We start from the raw sequence: 18100 nt of genomic DNA, 5'->3' as shown, positions 1-18100 counted from the left end.
CGGCGTTCCTCCAGCCCCTGCCGCCGCGTTACCTCGGCTGGATGCTGGAGGGCTTTGGAATGACGCTGCTGGTGTCGGCCGCGGCCATTGCCGGGGGCCTGGTATTGGGCCTGCTGCTGACCGCCCTGCGTGCCAGCGGCCAACCTTGGCTGTACCAGCCCGCGCGCGGGCTGGTTGCTTTCCTGCGCAAGACACCGCTGCTGGTACAGCTGTTCTTCTGGTACTTCGGGGCCGCGCAGTTGCTGGGCGAAAACGTGGTCGGCGCCATCACGGGCTGGAGCGGCATCGCGCTGGGCACCTGGCAGTTACCCGCGCCATCGTTTGAATTCCTGACAGCGGCATTTGGTCTTGCACTGTATGCCGGAGCCTTCTTCTCGGAGGAACTGCGCGCCGGCATCCGGGCAGTGCCGCGCGGCCAACGTGAGGCGGCCCTGTCGCTCGGTTTCACACCCGGTGCAGCCTTCCTGCGCGTGGTGCTGCCGCAGGCGTTGCGCGTATCGGCACTGCCGCTGCTGGGGCAATGCGCCAATACCATCAAGAACACCTCGCTGGCCATGGGCATCGGGCTGGCGGAACTTTCCTACAGCGCGCGACAGGTGGAAACCGACACGTTGCTCGCCTTCCAGGCCTTTGCCGTAGCAACCGTGCTGTATGCGGTGGTGATCTTGCTGCTGCAGTGGGCGGCGCCGCGGGTGCTGAGGCGATTGAGGTGGGTATCGACCTCGACCGCTGGGCTGGCTGGAGCAGCGGCATGACGGCAGAGGCAATCCTCCTGCACCTGCGGTATCTGCTGGTCGGCCCGTATCCGAACGGGCCACTGTCAGGTGCAGCTCTCACCTTGTGGATGGCGCTGCTGGCCTGTGCGGCAGCCACGGTGGTAGGGATCGGCTGTGCACTGCTGCTGGACCGCCTGGAAGCCATGCCGAACCTGCGCTGGCTGGCACGCGCACTGCGCGGCACGCTGGCAACGCTGCGCGCCATCCCCGTGCTGATGCTGATGTTCTGGGCGTACTTCCTGATCCCGATGGCGCTGGGCGTGGCCGTGCCGGAAACCGCCACCGTGATCACCGCACTGGCCGCCGTGGGAGCTGCCTACATCGCACAGAGCATGGAGGCCGGCCTGCGTGCGGTGGGCGCCGGACAACGTCATGCGGCGCTGGCGCTGGGCATGCGGCCCACACAGGCGCTGCTGACAATCGTGCTGCCGCAGGCGTGGCGCATCATGCTGCCGTCGCTAGCCAATCAATGGGTGTCTACGGTCAAGGACACGTCACTGGCATACATTGTCGGCGTAGTGGAACTGTCCACCGCCGCGGGCCAGGTCAACAGCCGCACAGTGGCATATCCGGCCGAAGTATTCGGCGCCGTTGCCGTGCTGTACTTCCTGCTGTGCAGCGGGATTGAGGCGTTGCCCAATTGGTTGCGTGCAACCTCCTCGCCGCAGGTGGAAATGTCGACCTGGAAGCGCTTCCTGCGCTGGCGGTCCCGCCCCGTTGCGGACGCGGTGACGTAACTACGCGGCTACCTTGCGTTCACAAAACGCCGGTATCATCGAAACATGACCGATACCCGCGCTACTGCCAATCTCTATCCCGCGCACGACCTGGCGATCTGCACCGACGCCAACACCGCTGTCGAGCGCATCACCGCCATTTACGAGCGCTCCGCGCAGACGATTCGCGACCGCTTCCACGCCTTCGCGCGCGGTGAAGACTGCAGCGAAGACGGCTCCGCCTGCTATCCGTACCTCGGCATCACCGTCGACCCGAGAACGCTGGTGAGCGATGCGCGGCCGGCCTGGGGCACGGTGGCGTATCCGGGGGTGTACGGCACCACGCTCACACGGCCGGATCTCTTCCGCGAGTACTACCGCACGCAGATCGAGCGCCTGCTGCACTATCACAACAGCCCGGTGGTGGTGGGCGTGAGCGACCGGCCGATTCCGCTGCCGTTCGTCGTAGAAGCATCGACGGTGGACATCACGCCCGAGCAGGCACGCGCGCTGGGTGGCGCGTTCACGCTGCCCGACCTCGCGCAGATCGATGATTCCATCGCCAACGGCACCTACCGCCCCGAGGGTGATGCACCGCAGCCGCTGTCGATGTTCACCGCCGAGCGCGTCGACCTGGCCCTGCAGCGCCTGTACCACTACACCGCCACGCACCCGAAGCACTTCCAGCGCTTCGTGCTGTTCACCAACTACCAGCGCTACGTCGATGAGTTTGCCGCGCTCGGCCGCAAGCTGATGGAAGACGGCAACGACGAGGGCTACATCCGCTTTGTCGAACCCGGCGATACGGTGCACGAACTGGGCACCCCGGCACCCGATGACGCGCACCGTATCAAGGGTCTGCCACAGATGCCCGCCTACCACCTGGTGCGCGAAGACCGCCTGGGCGTGACGCTGGTCAACATTGGCGTAGGCCCGTCCAACGCCAAGACCATCACCGACCACCTGGCCGTGCTGCGCCCGCACTGCTGGATGATGATCGGCCACTGCGGCGGCCTGCGCCGTTCACAGCAACTGGGCGACTACGTGCTCGCCCACGCCTATGTGCGCGATGACCACGTGCTCGACCAGGATCTGCCGCCGTGGGTGCCCGTACCGCCCATCGCCGAAATCCAGGTGGCGCTGCAGGAGGCGGTGGCCCGCATCACGGGGCTCTCGGGCGCCGACATGAAATCACGCATGCGCACAGGCACGGTGGTCTCCACCGACGACCGCAACTGGGAGCTGAAGTACCAGGCGCTGTACAGCCGCTTCAACCAGTCGCGCGCGATTGCCATTGACATGGAAAGCGCCACGATTGCCGCCAACGGCTTCCGCCTGCGCGTGCCTTACGGCACCCTGCTGTGCGTGTCGGACAAGCCGCTGCACGGCGAGTTGAAGCTGCGTGGCATGGCCAACCTGTTCTATCGCCAGCGCGTGAGCCAGCACTTGGATATCGGCATGGAAGCCGTGCGCCTGCTGCGCGAAAACGGCGTCGAGGCGCTGCACTCGCGCAAGTTGCGCAGCTTTGACGAACCGGCGTTCCGATAAGGCATCACCGGACTGCGGAGCACGCCCTTTAGGGAAACTCCGATGGTCAAACAGGTCGCGCTTGCCCAAACTGCAGCGACCTTGTTTGACCAGTGGAGTTTCCCCATGCCCACCCAGTTCGCAGCCCGCGCAGCTTTCGCCCCCCAAACCCCGCGTCGCCCGCTGGCATGGCTGCCTGCCCTGCTGCTCGGCACCGCCAGCCTGACCAGCGCCGCAGACCTTTCCACGCCTGACGCCGAACGCTACGCCCAGGCGACCTACCGCGAATACCTCGACCTGCTGTCCCTGCCCAACGACGCCGTCGCCCCGGCAGACATCCGCAAGAACGTCGACTGGCTGGAGCAGGCCTTCCGCAAGCGCGGTTTCACGACACGGCAACTGGCCAACAACGGCAAGCCGATGCTGTATGCCGAATTCCCCAACAGCAACGCCGCGCGCAAGACCGTGCTGTTCTACATGCACCTTGACGGCCAGCCGGTGATTCCCGAGCAATGGGCGCAGAAGAGCCCGTGGACGCCCGTCCTCAAGCGCAAAACCGCGCAGGGCGGCTGGGAAGCAATCGATTCGGCGCAGCTCTTCAGCGGCCCGCTCGATCCGGAATGGCGCGTGTTCGGCCGCTCGTCCGCCGACGACAAGGGCCCGATCATGATGATGCTGGCCGCCATCGATGCGCTCAAGGCCAGCGGTGGCCAACCGGCAGTCAACGTCAAGGTGATCCTGGACAGCGAGGAAGAGAAGGGCTCGCCGACCATCGGCGAGGTCATGAAGGCGAACCATGACCTGCTGCGCTGCGACGCCATGGTGATCCACGACGGCCCCATGCACGCAAGCAACCTGCCGACGCTGATCTTCGGCAACCGGGGCGTAGCGCAGGCCAAGCTCACCGTCTACGGTGCGAAGGTGCCTTTGCACAGTGGGCACTACGGCAACTACGCGCCCAACCCGGCGCAGTTGCTGGCCAGCCTGCTGGCATCGATGAAGAACGACCAGGGCCGGGTGACCGTGCCGGGCTACTACGACCACGTCAAGATCAGCGAAGCCGATCGCAAGATCATGGCGGCCGTGCCCGACGACGAGGCCGTGCTCAACCGGCGCCTGGGCATTGCGCATGCAGACAAGGTGGGGGCCAACTACCAGGAGGCCATGCAGTACCCATCATTGAACGTGCGCGGCATGGCCTCCGCCGCGGTAGGTGACAAGGTGGCGAACATCGTGCCCGACACGGCTGTCGCCGAGCTGGACCTGCGCACCACGCCAGACTCCAGCGCGGCCTACCTCGGCAAGCTGATCGAAGACCACATCGTGCGCCAGGGCTACCACCTCGTGAAGAACACGCCGACGGACGAAGAACGCAGCCGCTACGGCAAGCTCGCCAGCTTCTCGTATCAGGCCGAGGGCGCAGACGCCGCCGGCTCACCGATCGACTCGGCGGTGGGCAAGTGGGCCTACAAGGCGCTGACCGACAGCTATGGCACGAACCCCGTGCCAGTCCGCATCCGCATGATGGGCGGCACGGTGCCCACCGCCGACATCGTCGGCGTGCTGCAGGTGCCGTTTGCGATCATCCCGCTGGTCAATGCTGACAACAACCAGCATGCCGCCAACGAGAACCTGCGCATGGGCAACTACGTGAGCGGCGTGCGCACGATCTATGGCCTGATCACCAGCCCGCTTTGATCAACCCACTGCGCTAGACCGCGCGAAACAGTCCGTGCAAGCCCAGCGGTGCCACGCCGTTCAGGCTTGCCATGGCCACCGGCCCCGCGGATACATTCCGCGCATCGAACGCGGTCAGTTTGGTGCAGCCGGCGTCCACATCGAACACCGTGCCAATCAGCCAACCCTCACCTTCGCGGGCGTTGGCCGAGGCCGGCACAAACACGTGCTCTTCCACCATCACGCGGTGCCCGAAGCGGTACTGTTGAACCTGCCCTGAATCCGTATCGAAACGCATGACCGTGTCGAACCCATGCAGCGCCTGCGCATTGCCGGACGGCGCCGTGTGGGCCACGGTAAACAACGCGCGATGGCGCAGGGCCGTGCGGCGCGCGTCGACCTTCGGGAACTCCGCCACGTGCTCGGTGATGGCCTGATCGGCACGGCCGGTGCGCAGGTTCAGATGCAGTTGCGTCAGGCGTGCGCCGGGTGCCGGGCGAATCTGCCCGCGCATCAGCTCACGCAGCGTGGTGGTGACGATGGTGGCGTCATCCGAGCGTACGTAGTCGAGGTGGATTTCCTGTCCATCTGGTGACGACCACGCATTGCCGAGGTGGAACACGAAGCCGGCCGGCAGTTGCAGCCAGCGCATGCGTGTAACGTCGTTCTTATCGAGCACCAGCACACGCATGCCCAACTCGGGGCGCCACTCATGCGCATCGAGAAAAGACATCCCCTCACGCGAACGCTCCACGTCGTAGATGAACGACGGCAGCAGGAACACCAGATGGTGCTGCGTTACGGCAAAGTCATGCACCATCGCCACGTCGGGCACCTTGACCGATTGCACACGCTTGAGCGCACCATCGGCGCCCACGCAATACGCCGTCAGCAAGCCCGCCGCGCTGCTCACGCCAAAGTTCCACAGCGTGCCATCAGGCTCCACCTTGGGGTGGGCGGAGAACGGCATGCCCCTGTAGTCGTCACGCCAGGTCTGCACGCCCAGCGTGCGCAGCGAATCTGGATCGACGCGCGTGGCCGAACCGCCCTCCCACAGCGCGAGCATCTCGTTGCCGTGCATCACGAGGCTGGTGTTGGCTACGTTGATGCTGTCGGGCGTACTGACCGGCTCCATGTCGGGGTTGGCGGTGCCGAAGGTTGCGCGCAGCGGCTTGCCGGCGGCGGTGTCGGCGACAAACTTGTCGGTGCGTACGAACACGCCGCGATGCGTGACACCCTGTTCACTGATGTCGTAGCGCTGGATCATGCCGTCACCGTCGAACAGGTGGTGGTAGCGCACCCCGCCAATCTCGTGCCGCGCAGGGCCGTTGCGGTAGAACGCACCGCGCAGGGCGGGCGGGAACGTACCCTCCACCTTGAGCGTGCTGGTTGGCATGTCCGTGCTGGCGCCCTGGTAACCCGCCAGCCACGGGTACTGCGCGCGGGCAGCGGCAAACCCCGCAGCCCACGGGTCGACGCTGGCTGCCATTACATCTTGCAGTGTCAGCCCAAACGGTGCGGCACCCAAGGCCGCGAGGAATGATCGGCGTTGCATGGCGAGCCCCCGGTTCAGTGGTCAGTGCAGATGGATGGTCACGCGCTGGTCGGCCTGTACGTCGATCGCAGCATCGTCGAAGGACGGCGCGCCGAAGCGGCCTTTTGCGTCGCGGCTGAAGCCGTAGGGCTCGACGGGAATGCCGGCCGGATTGGTGCCGAGCTTGCCGTCGTTGTTGACGTCATGGAAGACCGACAGTGCGTAGCGCCCCGTCGGCAAATCCGGATAGACGAAGGTGACGCTGTTGCCTGAGACGCTGTCGAGCACGGCAATGTCTGCGCGGACGGCGGTATCGGGCTTGAGCCAGCCGGCGGCATCGCGGAACATCGCAGCGCGCACCGCGCCCTGGCGGCCCTGCGCGCCTTCAACGACAACGGTGAGCGTGGCAGCGGATACACCAGCCGCGGCCAGCATCAACACCAATGCAGCGCCCGCGCGGGACATCATCGGTGCCGAGAACATTGCAGCCATGGGAGTCTCCTGAATTGGCATGGCCGGATCGGGCTCCGGCGGTCAGGAGGCAGTCTAGGCAGGCGCCCGAGGGGCGTCGCCCACGGTGCGACGAAGTGCAGGCTGCGGGGTGCAAACGGTCGCTTGCGTGCGATGAATGGGTCACGCCAGCCGTGGGGTACCGCTCAAAAAGCGCAGGCACGTACACAAAAAACGCCCGCGGCGCGGCGAGCGTTCCTAGCAATGCGGCGACAGGCTGGAGAGGCGGTGCTCGGCCAGCAACACGCTGGCGCTCACGGCAAGTTGGGCTGAGATGAATCCCTCAGGCATCTCAACGTCCTCCCAGTCACACACGACGTGGCCTGCGCGGCAGACCTGGAATCGCGCCGTCCAGCGGCGGTCGTCGCGCTGCAGGGGATCAACGAGGATCACGTGCGCGCCGTGTGTCACTTCCTGAATCGGCATAGTGTTCCCCGTTCATCGTCGTCGGAAGTTCACCTTATCAAAGACGCGTGACACGAATCTGTCCGCTGCACACCTACAAACGGGGGAGAGCAAACGTTGAACACTCCCCCAGTGCGCTTCAACCGACCAGTGGATCAGGCCGCGCCGATGACCGCGTGCCCGGCAGCGGAGAGTTGTCAGGGCCGTAGTACGTAAAGACGGCCGAGAACTTGACCGTGCCGGTCTGGTTGGCGCGTGCCGCGTGGAAGGTATTGCAGTGGAAGAGCAGCACGTCGCCGGGCAGCAGCGGCACGGGGCGCGCGGTGTCGATCAGATCCCGGTTCTCAGGCAGATCCTGGCGCAGGAACAACTTGGCGTCGAAACGCTCGGCGGGCAATTCGAGCGTGTGGCTGCCGGGGATGACCCACAGGCAGCCGTTGTCGACCGTCTCCTCCACCAGCGCAAGCCATGACGACACCAGTTCGTTACGCGCGAACGACCAATAACGGCTATCACGATGCCAATGCGTGGCGGTGCCGAAGGCCGGGTGCTTGGTCATCACGCAATTATGGTGCGCGAGCGAGAGGTGCACCGGGCTACCGATCAGTTGTGCGATTGGACCGGCAACACGCGCGTCGCGCGCCCATTCTGTGTAAGGCGTGCCGCGCGAATCGGCGTCGAGCAGGCGGCGCACGGTGTGGCCACCCTCCGCCTCGCGCGACGTAGGTGCACCGGCATAGCCGACGTCGGTTTCCAGTTCTACGGGCGGAATGGCGCGCGCCAGTGCATCCTGGGCGGCCGCCAGCAAGGCCGCACACTCGTGCTGACTAGCCAGGCCGCGCAGGACGAGGTAGCCGTGCTCGTTGAAAAATGCCTGTTGCTCAGGGGAAAGCGATTGCGCGGAGGTGGGCGCAGGAGTGCGCGTGTCGACAGACGCGGTCATGGCAGGAGAATCGTACGAAGACGGCGAAAGACAAAGAGTGTAGCGCGCCGCCGCACTGCCTGCCGATCAACCCCTAAGCCAACTCTGCCCTGGATCAAACGTCCTACGTGTCGACGTGGCCGCGCCTTACCAAAAGGCCTGTTGACCCGACAGACGGAAATACTTCGCGATCACCATCAAACCGAGTAGGCGCTCCTGATCGCGGTTCAGGAACTGCGCCACCCATTGATTGGCGTTGCGGATGATCGTCAATGCGTCGCCAGGGAACTTTTGGTAATGCTCCATTTTTTCCTGGAGATCGGAAAAATCATCCTTCAGCAGAACATAGTGCACATCGGGAATCAGCCTACCCTCCATGAACCACGTCTCATACCGGGGTCGCCGCATGAAGCAAAGCGAATTGGATGACATGATCCATTTCAGATTGGTGGCAACGTCATTCCCTTCAACGCTGACGATGTACTTGTATTGCAGCTGCTCAGCAATCGTCATGGGCGCTCTATAGATTGCCTTCCCCTGCACGGATTTCCGGATATCACCGATATCAACGTTCGGCAGGTCATGGCACCGCTCGACAAATGCTTGGCGATGCGCCTGATGGCAGGGCCCTCTGAAAACCGCCATTGATTTTTTGTCCGCAAAATCAATGTTGTCGCGCGCAAAAGAAAAATGCCGGATTGCATCCAATTTCAAAAGAATCCCATTGTGCGAAGAATCCTTGATTGGACGGCTTTTTACGAAAGCGGGAGAGGTCGGCTCGGAGGTTACATCTCCGCAGTCGTAGTCGAAGGTGTAGCCCGGGCCAAAATAATCCATCAGATCAACCAGATCATAAAAATACGTGCTGCCGATATTACGATCTTTGCTCTGAATGGTGCTCGTTGAGGATTCCAACAAGAAGTTGGAATATTCAATCGCATTTCCACTTGGGCCGAACGTTTCCGAAATCGAGTTGTAGTAATTCAGGCGATCCAGTACATCCTGATGGCTGCCGTGACGGCCTTTTCTCTTCAAAAACGCCTCAGCTCTTCCGTGCTTGGTCGCGCGGGCCAGAAAATGGCTCGATGCATTCGAAAAGTAGTACCAGAATTTTCTTGCAGAGACCCGGCTCAGGCGATATTTGAGATGCGGCATGAATCAAACAAGCGATTGCAGAAATGGCCCAGGGATAAAGCGCGCCGACGCGCTTCCTCAAAAAGTGTGATGCCAGGACATCGTTTTTCGAGTGGAAAGCTGCCAGCTCACACGTGATTATGGGTGGCACATGGGCCACTTTTTTTGATTCCGCTGACACACCCGGCCACTGATCGCGCTTGCCCCGTCAGGCAGCGCTTCGGACCCAGTTACCACGCGCATTTGCGGCGGGCCTTACTCTACCGTAAGTCGCTTGCAGCGCCTTCTGTTTCTTGGGGCAAAGTCGCGAGCCCAGCACCGGGCGCAATCCACGGTCCGTTGACTGTTGTCATGACGTCACACTTCGACACCCGTGAGCTGGGCCGGCTGCGCATCCATTTTCAGCAGGTGGACGCGCAATCACCCCGGAGATGCGGCTTGAACCACACAACCGGTCGGATAATCCTGCGCCAGCCAGATACAACCTTGCGCGATTCCGCGCCGGACCGGGAGGAGGCCTGGGCCATCTCAGCCGAGTGGCGCGGCCCTCCTCGACATCCGATCACTGCACTTCCAGCGTAGTCACCGTCAGCGCACCCCCCACCTTCTCGGCAGTAAAGCGGATCTTGCTGCCGGCCTGCACCTTGGTGAGCATGACCGGATCCTGAACGCGGAAGACCATGGTCATCGGCTCCATGCCGAGATTGACCAGCGGGCCATGCTTGATGGTCAGCTTGCCGGCGGCGGTATCGATCTTCTTGACCTCGCCTTCAGACAGCGGTGCGGCCGCCGCAACAGCAGCCGGTGCAGGTGCAGCGTCATCCGCGGCGTTGGCAAATGGGGCACCGGCCAGCAGCGCGACCAGCATCAGGGCATGACGAAACAACATGTTGGGCTCCTTGTAAGCAAGAGAAAGAGAGCGATCAGGACTTGCCGGCACGTGCCTGCTGCACCTCGACAGCACCGCGCATGCCGGCTTCGAAATGCCCTGGCTGTAGGCAACCGAACTCGACCGTACCAGCCTGCGTGAAGCGCCAGACGATCTCGCCGGTCTGGCCGGGGTCCACAGTGACGGCGTTGGCGTCGGCATGCTCCATCTCGGGGTGTTTGCGCATCTGCTCGGCGTGGGCGATCAGGTCGGCCGGTGAGCCGAGCGTCATCTCGTGCCGCACGCGACCGCTGTTGATAGCCAGGAAGCGGATCGTCTCGCCACGTTGCACGGTGATCTGCGCGGGCGTAAAGCGCATGGTGTCGGCCATATCAACGCGCACGGTGCGCGTGACGCGCGTGGCGTCGCCCGGCTGGCCGATGGCGGCATCGCCATGGTCATGGCCACCGGCGTGATTGCCGGATGCGTGCGCAAAAGCCGCCATTGAAAGGAGCGCGGCCAGGAAGGCGGAACGGATCAGATTGCGTTGCATGTGTGGTCTCGTATTCGGATGCGGTTCAGTGGTCGGCATCGTTGCCGGTGTATTCGTAGGCGACGGTGCCTTTGGGGTGCTTGTACCAACCGGGATCGGCGTAGCTGTTGCGTGGCAGGTCGCGACGCACCTTCATGACGGTGAACATCCCGCCCATCTCGATGGCGCCGAACGGGCCCTGGCCGGTCATCATCGGCAGCGTGTTGTCGGGCAGCGGCATTTCCATCTCGCCCATGTCGGCCATGCCGGCCTCCCCCATGCCCATGTAGTCGGGCACCAAGTTGCGCATCTTGTTGGCGAGATCGTTCTGCTGCACGCCAATCATGGTCGGCACGTTGTGCCCCATGGCGTTCATCGTGTGGTGCGACTTGTGGCAATGGAAGGCCCAGTCGCCCGGGTTGTCGGCGATGAACTCGATGGCACGCATCTGGCCGACGGCAATGTCCGTCGTCACTTCCGGCCAGCGCGCACTGGGCTGCACCCAGCCGCCATCGGTGCCGGCCACCTCAAACGTGTGGCCATGCACATGCATCGGGTGGTTGGTCATCGTGAGGTTGCCCATGCGGATGCGCACGCGATCGCCCAGGCGCACGGGCAGCGGGTCGATGCCGGGAAAGACGCGGCTGTTCCACGTCCACATGTTGAAGTCGGTCATCTCGGCCACGCGCGGCGTGTACGAGCCGGGGTCGATGTCGTAGGCGGCGAGCAGGAAGACAAAATCGCGATCGACGCGGTGCTGCGCCGGGTCTTTCGGGTGCACGACAAGAAAGCCCATCATGCCCATCGCCATCTGCACCATCTCGTCGGAATGCGGGTGGTACATGAAGGTGCCGGACTTCTTCATCTCGAACTCGTAGACGAAGGTCTTGCCGGGCGGAATGTGCGGCTGCGAGAGGCCACCCACGCCGTCCATGCCGGCGGGCAGGATCATGCCGTGCCAGTGGACGGAGGTGTGCTCGGGCAGCTTGTTGGTGACAAAGATGCGCACGCGGTCGCCTTCCACGCATTCAATCGTGGGGCCGGGGCTCTGGCCGTTGTAGCCCCACAGGTGGCCTGTCATGCCGGGGGCGAATTCGCGCTCGACAGGTTCAGCCACGAGGTGGAATTCCTTCCAGCCGCCGCGCATGCGCCACGGCAATGTCCAGCCGTTGAGCGTAACAACGGGGTTGTAGGGCCGGCCGTTGGGCGGCGCGAGTGGCGGTTGCGTAGTGGGCTTCGACTGCAGCGGCGCTTCGGGCAGCGAGGCCGCGCCAGCGCGCGAGACCATCGCCGCGCCTAGCATGGCCGCGCCCCCGCCACTAAGACTGCCGAGAAATTGACGTCGGGAAACCATGTTCAGTGTCCTTCAGGATGAGTGGGTGCCGGTGCGGATGCGGCGGTTTCGGCCGGCGGCAGCTTGCCGCCCAGCGCCATCTGCAGATCGGTCTGCGCGAGCCAGTAGCCGCGTAGTGCATCGATGTAGCCGTTCACGGCATTCACCTGCTCGCGTGCATCGGCCAGCAGCTCGAACACGCTCACGAGCATGCCGTTGTAGCGCAGCAGCATCTCGTCGGAGATGGTCTTGCGTACCGGCACGACCTCGTCGCGGTAGTGGCGCGTGAGGTCATACGCGGTCTGGTAACGCACGTACGACTCGCGCACTTCGGAGCGTGCTCGCACAGCCGTGTCGGCAAGCTGGTCGGCAGCCTGCATGTAGATCGCCTCCGAGCGCGCCACGCGGGCGCCGCCCCAGTCGAACAGCGGGATCTCGATGCCGATCTCGTAGCCGCGTTCTTGTTCACCGCCGCGCGACTCATTCGATTTGCTCGTTTTACTGTTATGCACGTAGCCGAGGTCCAGCACGTTGATAAAGCGCGTGGCTCTCGTCAGCCCCAGTGACGACGCAAGACCGTCGACTTGCAGCTTGCCGGCCTGGATGTCGAGCCGGTTGCGCAGCGCGTAGGCCTCGATCTGCTGGAGTTCGGGGCGATCCTTCGGCAGGTCAGGCAGACGCTCGGGCAGCTTGAAACCCGTGTCCGCACCCCATACGCCAAGCTGGCGGATGAGCGCTTCGCGTTCGGCTTGAGCTTGTTGGCGCGAGCGGGCGAGGTTAGCGGTGGCCTCTGCATAGAACGCCTGTTCGCGTGCGCGATCAAGCTTGCTGAAGTTGCCGGCAGCGGCCAGACGCTTAGCAAACTCGGCACCGGCTTCTGCCGCTTGCTGGACCTGCTCGGCGTACCGAGCAGACTGCTCCGCCGCCACGGCGTTGACGTACGCACGGCGCGTATCGGCCGCGACCTGCAGCATCTGGTTGGCAACCAGCAGCTTGGTCTGCTCGAAGTAGCGCCCTTCGATACGCGCGGCCATCGGCAGCGTCAGCAGGTTCAGAAATGACAGCGAGAACGTGCGCGAGATCGACAGTTCGTTGCCCGTACGCGTGCGCTCAAATGTGAACCCCGGGTTCGGCAGGCGACTGGCCTGCACCATGGCCGCCTCCGAAATACCCAGCTCAGCATACGAAGCCTGCAGCCCGCGGTTGTTCAGGAGCGCGACCTGCACGGCGTTGTCCATCGTCAGCGGCTGGGCCAGCAGTTCGCGCGTGCGCTGGGCGGCGCTGTCGCGTGCTTCGGGTGCGCGCTGCCAGGTGGCGTCCCTGCCAAGCCGGTCGCGGGCGACCTCCGCAACGGTCTTGAAGCCGCTGTCCTGTGTGACGGTGGCGCAGCCGCCCAGCAGCAGCACAGTTGCCAGCGCGCCGAAGGCGAGGCGATGTGTGGAGTGATTCAACATGACTGCCTCCTCAGTGGTGGTGCATGCCGGGCATGGCGTTGCCGGCGGGCGTGGCCGGAGAGGCAGCGGGCTCGCTCGCGGACATCGCATGCCCTGCATGCCCAGCGTGAGCGCCATGTACGTTGTGCCCGGAAGCAGCACTCGGTTTGGGGCTGACAGCCGCATTGGTCTCGCGCCACGGCGCGGGGCCGGTGTCGCGGTACGCGTGGTAGTGATCGAACGTGCGGGGTGCGGACACGGCGGGTACCGCTGCCTGCGCGTTCAGTGGGTCAGGTGCAGACGCAGCCGGCGCAGAAGCCACCCCCTGCGCCAATGTCCATTGCGACGCGGGCGCCGTCCATGCCAGCAGCGGCGCAGCGGCCATGAACCATCGTGTGAGAAACATGAGAAACCTCGATCAAGCGTAATGACGCACGGCTGCGCAGTCGTGCACGGTGCCGTGAAACCAAAGGCCAGATCCGTTCTATGGACGGACTCGTGGCGTCAAACGCGAATCGAGGGTGGGCGTTGCAGCGCTTCGGGAATGAAGCTGTGGAAGGCGGTGGGCAGCTCGCGCGGCGCAACGGCCGGCAGCTTGAGCAGCGGCACGCCAAGACTGGCGGCCAGCGGGATGACCGAGCCGAGCGAACACGTCGCGCAGATCGGGCAGGTCTTGCAGTGCGATTGCGTGGGCGCTTTCGCGTCACCGTCGGCGGCCATCGCGGCTTCGTGTTCATGGCAGGCATCCGCCATGACCGCGCCGTCGTGGCCAGGCATTGCCATGGCAACAGTCGCCTCGTCCATTGTGCCGGCGCGCGCCATCATGGTCGTCGCGGCCATCCCCTGCAGAGGAAGCGCCAGGACAACCAGCCAGAGCAGCAGGCGGGTCAGCAAGCGATGCATGGAAGAAGAATGTCGACCAGAAAGGCGGCCAAGAAAGCCGGTAGTGTAGCGCGATGCCATCAATTTTTGCCCGGCGGTGGACAAGACAGCGCACAAAATGCCCCCGGCGCGGCACAATGGCACGCCTCTGCGTACCCATTTCTGCGCACCGCATTCCCCCATTTCTTCCAGCTTCAACGCCCCATGAATACGCAATCCCACCAGCTCAGCATGACCGTGCTGATGACGCCCGACATGGCCAATTTCTCCGGCAACGTGCACGGCGGCCATATCCTCAAGCTGCTCGACCAGGTGGCTTACGCGTGCGCCAGCCGCTACGCCGGGCGCTACGTCGTCACGCTGTCGGTCGATCAGGTCGTGTTTCGCCAGCCGATCCACGTGGGCGAACTGGTGACGTTCCTGGCGTCGGTCAACTACACCGGCCGCACGTCCATGGAGATTGGTATCAAGGTGGTGACGGAGAACATCCGCAACCAGGTCGTGCGCCATACCAATAGCTGCTACTTCACCATGGTGGCGGTGGACGATGACGGCAAGCCCGCCGACGTGCCGCCGCTCACGCCCGCCAACGCAGAAGAGAAGGAACGCTTTGAAGCGGCTCAGCAGCGTCGTGCGCTGCGCCAGGAAATGGAAGCGCGGCACAAGGCCATCAAGGCTGCGTACGGTACGCCGGGTACATCGGACACGGTCAGCTAAGACAACATCGGCGCCACGCCTGTCTGCCTACGCGGTCAGCAATGCACTGCAAACCGCATGGCGCCGGGCACTCCCGCCGTTATCCACAGGCTTACCCACCGTTTCTGTGGATAAATCACTGCGGCCATTTCTTTGCGCAAATGCTGTCAGCCGTGTGCAAGCCCTGCTGACACAATGGCTTCGGTTGGCCGCGCCGCAATCGGTACCCCAAAACTGTCAAGCGATGACAGCGTCGCGTTGTGATGCCGCCGGATCCACTCACCGCTGGCGTGCGATTTGTCATGCGTCGTATGCGCATCGGCCGCCAAGGTAATGGCATAACCCAGCGCGGCGGCCTGACGAATGGTGGTGTCCACGCAGAACTCGGTGGCGTATCTGCAGACAATCAGGTGCTCGACACCGAGGCCCGCAAGCAATGCCGCCAACCCTGTGCGTAGAAACGAGTTCGGTGTCGTCTTGCGCACCACAGGATCGGTGGGGAGCGCCAACAAGGTCTCGACAAGGCTCCATGCGGGCGTGCCATAGGGCAGCTCATCGTCGGCCGTCTCGTGCTGCACGAAGATCACCGGCACATGTTCTTCACGCGCACGGGCAATCAGTTTATTGATGGCAGCCAGCACATGCTCGGCCTGTGCGGGCGGCGGCGTGAACAACCCGGTCTGCACGTCGATCACGATCAGGGCAGTCGTCATACGGTCCTATGTCTGTTGTTGGGAGAGTGGCTCCAGAAAGGCTAGCACCGCTTCATTGAACAACCCTGGGCGTTGCAGCGGCGCGAAATGGCTCACGCCCGGCAGCATTACAAACCGCGCCCCAGGAATCGTCTGCGCCAGATACTGTGCGTGCTCGGGCTTGATGAATTCGTCGTGCGCGCTCTGCGCAATGGTCACGGGCACACGAATCGCAGCCAGTTCATCCGCCGTGGCGTTCGGCTGTGTCCGCATCATCTCGGTGACGGCGGCAACGAACGCGTCGAAGTCGGCAGGTGTGGCGGACAGCGCAGCGTAATCCTGCCGGTGGCGGCTGAAGCAGCGGTCAATCGTCGGCGTCGGCTGGAAAGGCTTGGCGCCGCTCGGGTCCATATTGCAGCCGAAGAAGAACACACCGGCCACACGCTCGGGCGCCTGCATGGCGAGCGTGAGTGCAATGCAGGCACCATCGCTCCAGCCGACGAACGCGGCGCGTTCCACGCCCAATGCGTCCATGACGGCGCACATGTCCGCAGCCATGCACTCGTACGTGTAGGGCCGTGCATCGCGCGTGCTGCGACCGTGCCCACGGCTGTCGATAAGAATCACGCGATAGCCTGCAGCCACCAACGCCGGCACTTGGTGCCCCCAGTTACCGCCGTGGCCGAGCCCACCGTGCAGCAGGATCACTGGCGCGCCGGCACCAAACGTCGCGTACCAAACGCTTGCGCCGTCATGCTCCACGTGGCCTTGCTCTGCTGCTGCCGGCAAAGGCGCCGCACCTTGCGCGGCAAACCGCGTGAGGTCGTCGTCGGCGATGTCCACATCAACCTCCCTGTCAGGTGTCGTACCCCAGTGCCGAAAACTGCTGCTTGAACCACCAGTAGAACCCCGCTGACGAGCGCCCAGCCGAGCGGGGTGAGGCGCTTGCGCGCTGCGCGTCGTGCCAGGCCAGCTTATCGCTGCCAATCAGCAAGCCCAGGCCAAAGACCAGACAACCCGCCAGCAACACCATGACCCTGAGCGAGTAGCGCACTGTGGTGGCAGCCGCCTGTGCCTGACGCAGCGGGCCAAGGATGAAGAAGAACCAGGCGATCCCGGCGCCTATCGCGAGCATGGGGAGGCCATTCTCACCACGCAAGTTGTGTTAAGCGCCTTAACATTAGCGGCCGTCTTCGATGCGCACCCCCAGTTCGCTGAGGACCTCACGCGCGCATCGGAATGCCTCAATGGCCGCAGGCGCTCCGGCATAGATAGCGCTGTGCAGCAGCACTTCGCGAATCTCCACGGCCGTTGCGCCGTTGTTGATGGCACCACGCACGTGGCCTTTGAGCTCGGTGCCGCGGCCCAGCGCGGCGAGCATGGCGCACGTGCATAGGCTGCGGGTCTTGAGGTCGATGCCTTCACGCTGCCATGTGCTGCCCCAGGCGTGCTCGTTGAGCCAGTCCTGCAGCGGCGCGGAGAAAGCATCGAGCCCGCTCATCGCGCGCTCCACAAACGCATCGCCCATCACCTGTGCGCGGCGTGCGCGCCCGGCTTCCTTGTCCTGTTCTGCCACGATCCCTCCTCCGTTCTGAAAACCCGTTGCAGGCCGATCAGGCTGGCTTGACCAACAGCATCATCAACGCGGTACCGAGCAGTACCGTGCAGAACGCCAACCGCAAACGCAACGGCGAAAACCTGTGCGCGAGCGTTACACCCCACGACACGCTGACAATGCCACCCACCGCCAGCGGAATGCCCGTGCCCCAGCTCACATGCCCCGCGTGGGCATACGTCGCCAGCGCAATCAGCGTGCCCGGCACCACCAGTGCCAGCGCCATCCCTTGTGCGCGTGTCTGCGGCATGCCGAAGAAGGTCACCAGCGCCGGCACAACCACCAGTCCGCCGCCCACGGTAAAGATGCCCGACATCGCTCCGCTGGCGATGCCCATCAGCGGCATGGCCGCGGCCGGCATGGCGCGTGGCGCAGCGTGCTCAGCATCCTCGGCCGCGTCCGACTTGTCTTTGAGCTGCGAAGCAAAGTACACCGCCAGTGCGATCAGGAACACGGCAAACGCGGTATGCAGATGGTGCGCATCCAGCCCCGCTGCAAAGCGCGCTGCCATATACGTTGCCGCCATGGAGAACACGCAGATCAACGCCACGGAACGCAAATGCACCGGATGCCGTTGGTGATACCGCAGAAAGCCGACCAGCACGTTGGGCGCAATCATCACCAGCGCGGTGCCCTGCGCCAGATGCTGGTCCATACCGTACAGATAGCCGAGTACGGGAATGGCGATCAGCCCGCCGCCAATGCCCAGCAGCCCGCCCGCCACGCCCAGGCCCATACCGAGCAACAGGTTGAACAGGCCAGAGAGAATCGCGTGGGACGTCATGCGCGCAAAGAAAAATGAGGAGAGAAAGCAAACGCGGCGATGCGCCATGCTGAACATGGCGCAT

Annotated in this window: 21 protein-coding genes; 5 read left to right on the top strand and 16 right to left on the bottom strand. The window is 64.0% G+C overall.

Annotated features, from left to right (window positions below; translation table 11 throughout):
* Nucleotides 1-41: 41 nt before the first annotated feature.
* The 4 genes from R2N11_RS12500 to R2N11_RS12485 are packed head-to-tail and all read left to right on the top strand — an operon-like array spanning nt 42 to nt 4717.
* Nucleotides 42-755: an amino acid ABC transporter permease gene (locus tag R2N11_RS12500; protein WP_316681406.1), complete on the top strand. Its 714-nt coding sequence runs from the start codon at nt 42-44 to the stop codon at nt 753-755.
* Nucleotides 752-1513, top strand: coding sequence for an amino acid ABC transporter permease (locus R2N11_RS12495; RefSeq protein WP_316681405.1), 762 nt, complete (start codon nt 752-754; stop codon nt 1511-1513). The genes R2N11_RS12500 and R2N11_RS12495 overlap by 4 nt, the downstream gene beginning before the upstream one ends.
* A gap of 45 nt (nt 1514-1558) precedes the next feature.
* On the top strand, nt 1559-3040 hold the full coding sequence (locus tag R2N11_RS12490) for an AMP nucleosidase (protein ID WP_316681273.1): 1482 nt from the start codon (nt 1559-1561) through the stop codon (nt 3038-3040).
* A gap of 42 nt (nt 3041-3082) precedes the next feature.
* Nucleotides 3083-4717, top strand: coding sequence for a M20/M25/M40 family metallo-hydrolase (locus tag R2N11_RS12485; protein ID WP_316681272.1), 1635 nt, complete (start codon nt 3083-3085; stop codon nt 4715-4717).
* A 13-nt stretch (nt 4718-4730) separates the two neighbouring features.
* Here R2N11_RS12485 and R2N11_RS12480 read toward each other — a convergent pair whose 3' ends face one another.
* The 11 genes from R2N11_RS12480 to R2N11_RS12430 all read right to left on the bottom strand — a co-directional run bounded on the left by R2N11_RS12480 (nt 4731) and on the right by R2N11_RS12430 (nt 14447).
* A complete protein-coding gene (locus R2N11_RS12480; protein WP_316681271.1) occupies nt 4731-6251 on the bottom strand; it encodes a carotenoid oxygenase family protein in 1521 nt (506 codons plus the stop codon).
* A 21-nt stretch (nt 6252-6272) separates the two neighbouring features.
* Nucleotides 6273-6722, bottom strand: a complete 450-nt coding sequence (locus R2N11_RS12475; RefSeq protein ID WP_316681270.1) for a DUF2141 domain-containing protein — start codon at nt 6720-6722, stop codon at nt 6273-6275.
* Nucleotides 6723-6938: 216 nt separating this feature from the next.
* On the bottom strand, nt 6939-7166 hold the full coding sequence (locus tag R2N11_RS12470) for a hypothetical protein (protein ID WP_199031099.1): 228 nt from the start codon (nt 7164-7166) through the stop codon (nt 6939-6941).
* Nucleotides 7167-7284: 118 nt separating this feature from the next.
* Nucleotides 7285-8088, bottom strand: a complete 804-nt coding sequence (locus tag R2N11_RS12465; RefSeq protein ID WP_199031098.1) for a phytanoyl-CoA dioxygenase family protein — start codon at nt 8086-8088, stop codon at nt 7285-7287.
* A gap of 126 nt (nt 8089-8214) precedes the next feature.
* A complete protein-coding gene (locus tag R2N11_RS12460; RefSeq protein WP_316681269.1) occupies nt 8215-9222 on the bottom strand; it encodes a glycosyl transferase family 90 in 1008 nt (335 codons plus the stop codon).
* A gap of 541 nt (nt 9223-9763) precedes the next feature.
* The gene (locus R2N11_RS12455) at nt 9764-10087 is read right to left on the bottom strand and encodes a copper-binding protein (RefSeq protein ID WP_199027024.1); all 324 of its coding nucleotides are present in this window, start codon (nt 10085-10087) and stop codon (nt 9764-9766) included.
* Nucleotides 10088-10124: 37 nt separating this feature from the next.
* Nucleotides 10125-10622 carry a cupredoxin domain-containing protein gene (locus R2N11_RS12450; protein ID WP_316681268.1) on the bottom strand — a complete coding sequence of 166 codons (498 nt, stop codon included), beginning with the start codon at nt 10620-10622 and terminating at the stop codon, nt 10125-10127.
* Between the two features lie 25 nt (nt 10623-10647).
* A complete protein-coding gene (locus tag R2N11_RS12445) occupies nt 10648-11955 on the bottom strand; it encodes a multicopper oxidase family protein (protein ID WP_316681267.1) in 1308 nt (435 codons plus the stop codon).
* A gap of 2 nt (nt 11956-11957) precedes the next feature.
* A complete protein-coding gene (locus tag R2N11_RS12440; RefSeq protein ID WP_316681266.1) occupies nt 11958-13388 on the bottom strand; it encodes a TolC family protein in 1431 nt (476 codons plus the stop codon).
* A gap of 10 nt (nt 13389-13398) precedes the next feature.
* Nucleotides 13399-13773, bottom strand: coding sequence for a hypothetical protein (locus tag R2N11_RS12435; RefSeq protein ID WP_316681265.1), 375 nt, complete (start codon nt 13771-13773; stop codon nt 13399-13401).
* 98 nt (nt 13774-13871) lie between these two features.
* The gene (locus R2N11_RS12430; RefSeq protein WP_316681264.1) at nt 13872-14447 is read right to left on the bottom strand and encodes a DUF2946 family protein; all 576 of its coding nucleotides are present in this window, start codon (nt 14445-14447) and stop codon (nt 13872-13874) included.
* 6 nt (nt 14448-14453) lie between these two features.
* Between R2N11_RS12430 and R2N11_RS12425 the strand changes: the two genes are divergently transcribed.
* Nucleotides 14454-14966 (top strand): acyl-CoA thioesterase, encoded by a 513-nt coding sequence (locus tag R2N11_RS12425; protein ID WP_021193017.1) that lies wholly within the window; start codon nt 14454-14456, stop codon nt 14964-14966.
* A 146-nt stretch (nt 14967-15112) separates the two neighbouring features.
* On the opposite strand, the gene R2N11_RS12420 is transcribed toward R2N11_RS12425, so the two are convergent.
* From R2N11_RS12420 to R2N11_RS12400, 5 genes are read right to left on the bottom strand one after another with little or no spacing between them, the layout of a single operon-like run.
* Nucleotides 15113-15658, bottom strand: coding sequence for an isochorismatase family protein (locus tag R2N11_RS12420; protein WP_316681263.1), 546 nt, complete (start codon nt 15656-15658; stop codon nt 15113-15115).
* A 6-nt stretch (nt 15659-15664) separates the two neighbouring features.
* On the bottom strand, nt 15665-16480 hold the full coding sequence (locus tag R2N11_RS12415) for an alpha/beta fold hydrolase (RefSeq protein WP_316681262.1): 816 nt from the start codon (nt 16478-16480) through the stop codon (nt 15665-15667).
* Between the two features lie 13 nt (nt 16481-16493).
* Nucleotides 16494-16772, bottom strand: coding sequence for a hypothetical protein (locus tag R2N11_RS12410; RefSeq protein WP_199027025.1), 279 nt, complete (start codon nt 16770-16772; stop codon nt 16494-16496).
* A gap of 45 nt (nt 16773-16817) precedes the next feature.
* Entirely contained in the window at nt 16818-17213 is a 396-nt protein-coding gene (locus R2N11_RS12405) for a carboxymuconolactone decarboxylase family protein (RefSeq protein WP_199027003.1), read from the bottom strand.
* A 37-nt stretch (nt 17214-17250) separates the two neighbouring features.
* On the bottom strand, nt 17251-18036 hold the full coding sequence (locus R2N11_RS12400) for a sulfite exporter TauE/SafE family protein (protein ID WP_199027000.1): 786 nt from the start codon (nt 18034-18036) through the stop codon (nt 17251-17253).
* Nucleotides 18037-18100 lie beyond the last annotated feature (64 nt).

Source organism: Ralstonia flaminis, assembly GCF_958415495.1.
GTDB classification, from domain to species: Bacteria; Pseudomonadota; Gammaproteobacteria; order Burkholderiales; family Burkholderiaceae; genus Ralstonia; species Ralstonia flaminis.
The sequence above is the reverse complement of the archived record's forward strand: the minus strand, read 5'-3'. Positions and strand labels throughout refer to the sequence as shown.

Bases quoted from the DNA above. Each gene is read 5' to 3' on its own strand.
- R2N11_RS12445 (WP_316681267.1), bottom strand. From the start codon at position 11,955: ATGGTTTCCCGACGTCAATTTCTCGGCAGTCTTAGTGGCGGGGGCGCG.
- R2N11_RS12410 (WP_199027025.1), bottom strand. From the start codon at position 16,772: ATGCTCGCGATAGGCGCCGGGATCGCCTGGTTCTTCTTCATCCTTGGC.
- R2N11_RS12425 (WP_021193017.1), top strand. From the start codon at position 14,454: ATGAATACGCAATCCCACCAGCTCAGCATGACCGTGCTGATGACGCCC.
- R2N11_RS12465 (WP_199031098.1), bottom strand. From the start codon at position 8,088: ATGACCGCGTCTGTCGACACGCGCACTCCTGCGCCCACCTCCGCGCAA.
- R2N11_RS12475 (WP_316681270.1), bottom strand. From the start codon at position 6,722: ATGGCTGCAATGTTCTCGGCACCGATGATGTCCCGCGCGGGCGCTGCA.
- R2N11_RS12485 (WP_316681272.1), top strand. From the start codon at position 3,083: ATGGTCAAACAGGTCGCGCTTGCCCAAACTGCAGCGACCTTGTTTGAC.
- R2N11_RS12460 (WP_316681269.1), bottom strand. From the start codon at position 9,222: ATGCCGCATCTCAAATATCGCCTGAGCCGGGTCTCTGCAAGAAAATTC.
- R2N11_RS12495 (WP_316681405.1), top strand. From the start codon at position 752: ATGACGGCAGAGGCAATCCTCCTGCACCTGCGGTATCTGCTGGTCGGC.
- R2N11_RS12490 (WP_316681273.1), top strand. From the start codon at position 1,559: ATGACCGATACCCGCGCTACTGCCAATCTCTATCCCGCGCACGACCTG.
- R2N11_RS12440 (WP_316681266.1), bottom strand. From the start codon at position 13,388: ATGTTGAATCACTCCACACATCGCCTCGCCTTCGGCGCGCTGGCAACT.
- R2N11_RS12420 (WP_316681263.1), bottom strand. From the start codon at position 15,658: ATGACGACTGCCCTGATCGTGATCGACGTGCAGACCGGGTTGTTCACG.
- R2N11_RS12450 (WP_316681268.1), bottom strand. From the start codon at position 10,622: ATGCAACGCAATCTGATCCGTTCCGCCTTCCTGGCCGCGCTCCTTTCA.
- R2N11_RS12435 (WP_316681265.1), bottom strand. From the start codon at position 13,773: ATGTTTCTCACACGATGGTTCATGGCCGCTGCGCCGCTGCTGGCATGG.
- R2N11_RS12400 (WP_199027000.1), bottom strand. From the start codon at position 18,036: ATGACGTCCCACGCGATTCTCTCTGGCCTGTTCAACCTGTTGCTCGGT.
- R2N11_RS12470 (WP_199031099.1), bottom strand. From the start codon at position 7,166: ATGCCGATTCAGGAAGTGACACACGGCGCGCACGTGATCCTCGTTGAT.
- R2N11_RS12500 (WP_316681406.1), top strand. From the start codon at position 42: ATGCTGGAGGGCTTTGGAATGACGCTGCTGGTGTCGGCCGCGGCCATT.
- R2N11_RS12480 (WP_316681271.1), bottom strand. From the start codon at position 6,251: ATGCAACGCCGATCATTCCTCGCGGCCTTGGGTGCCGCACCGTTTGGG.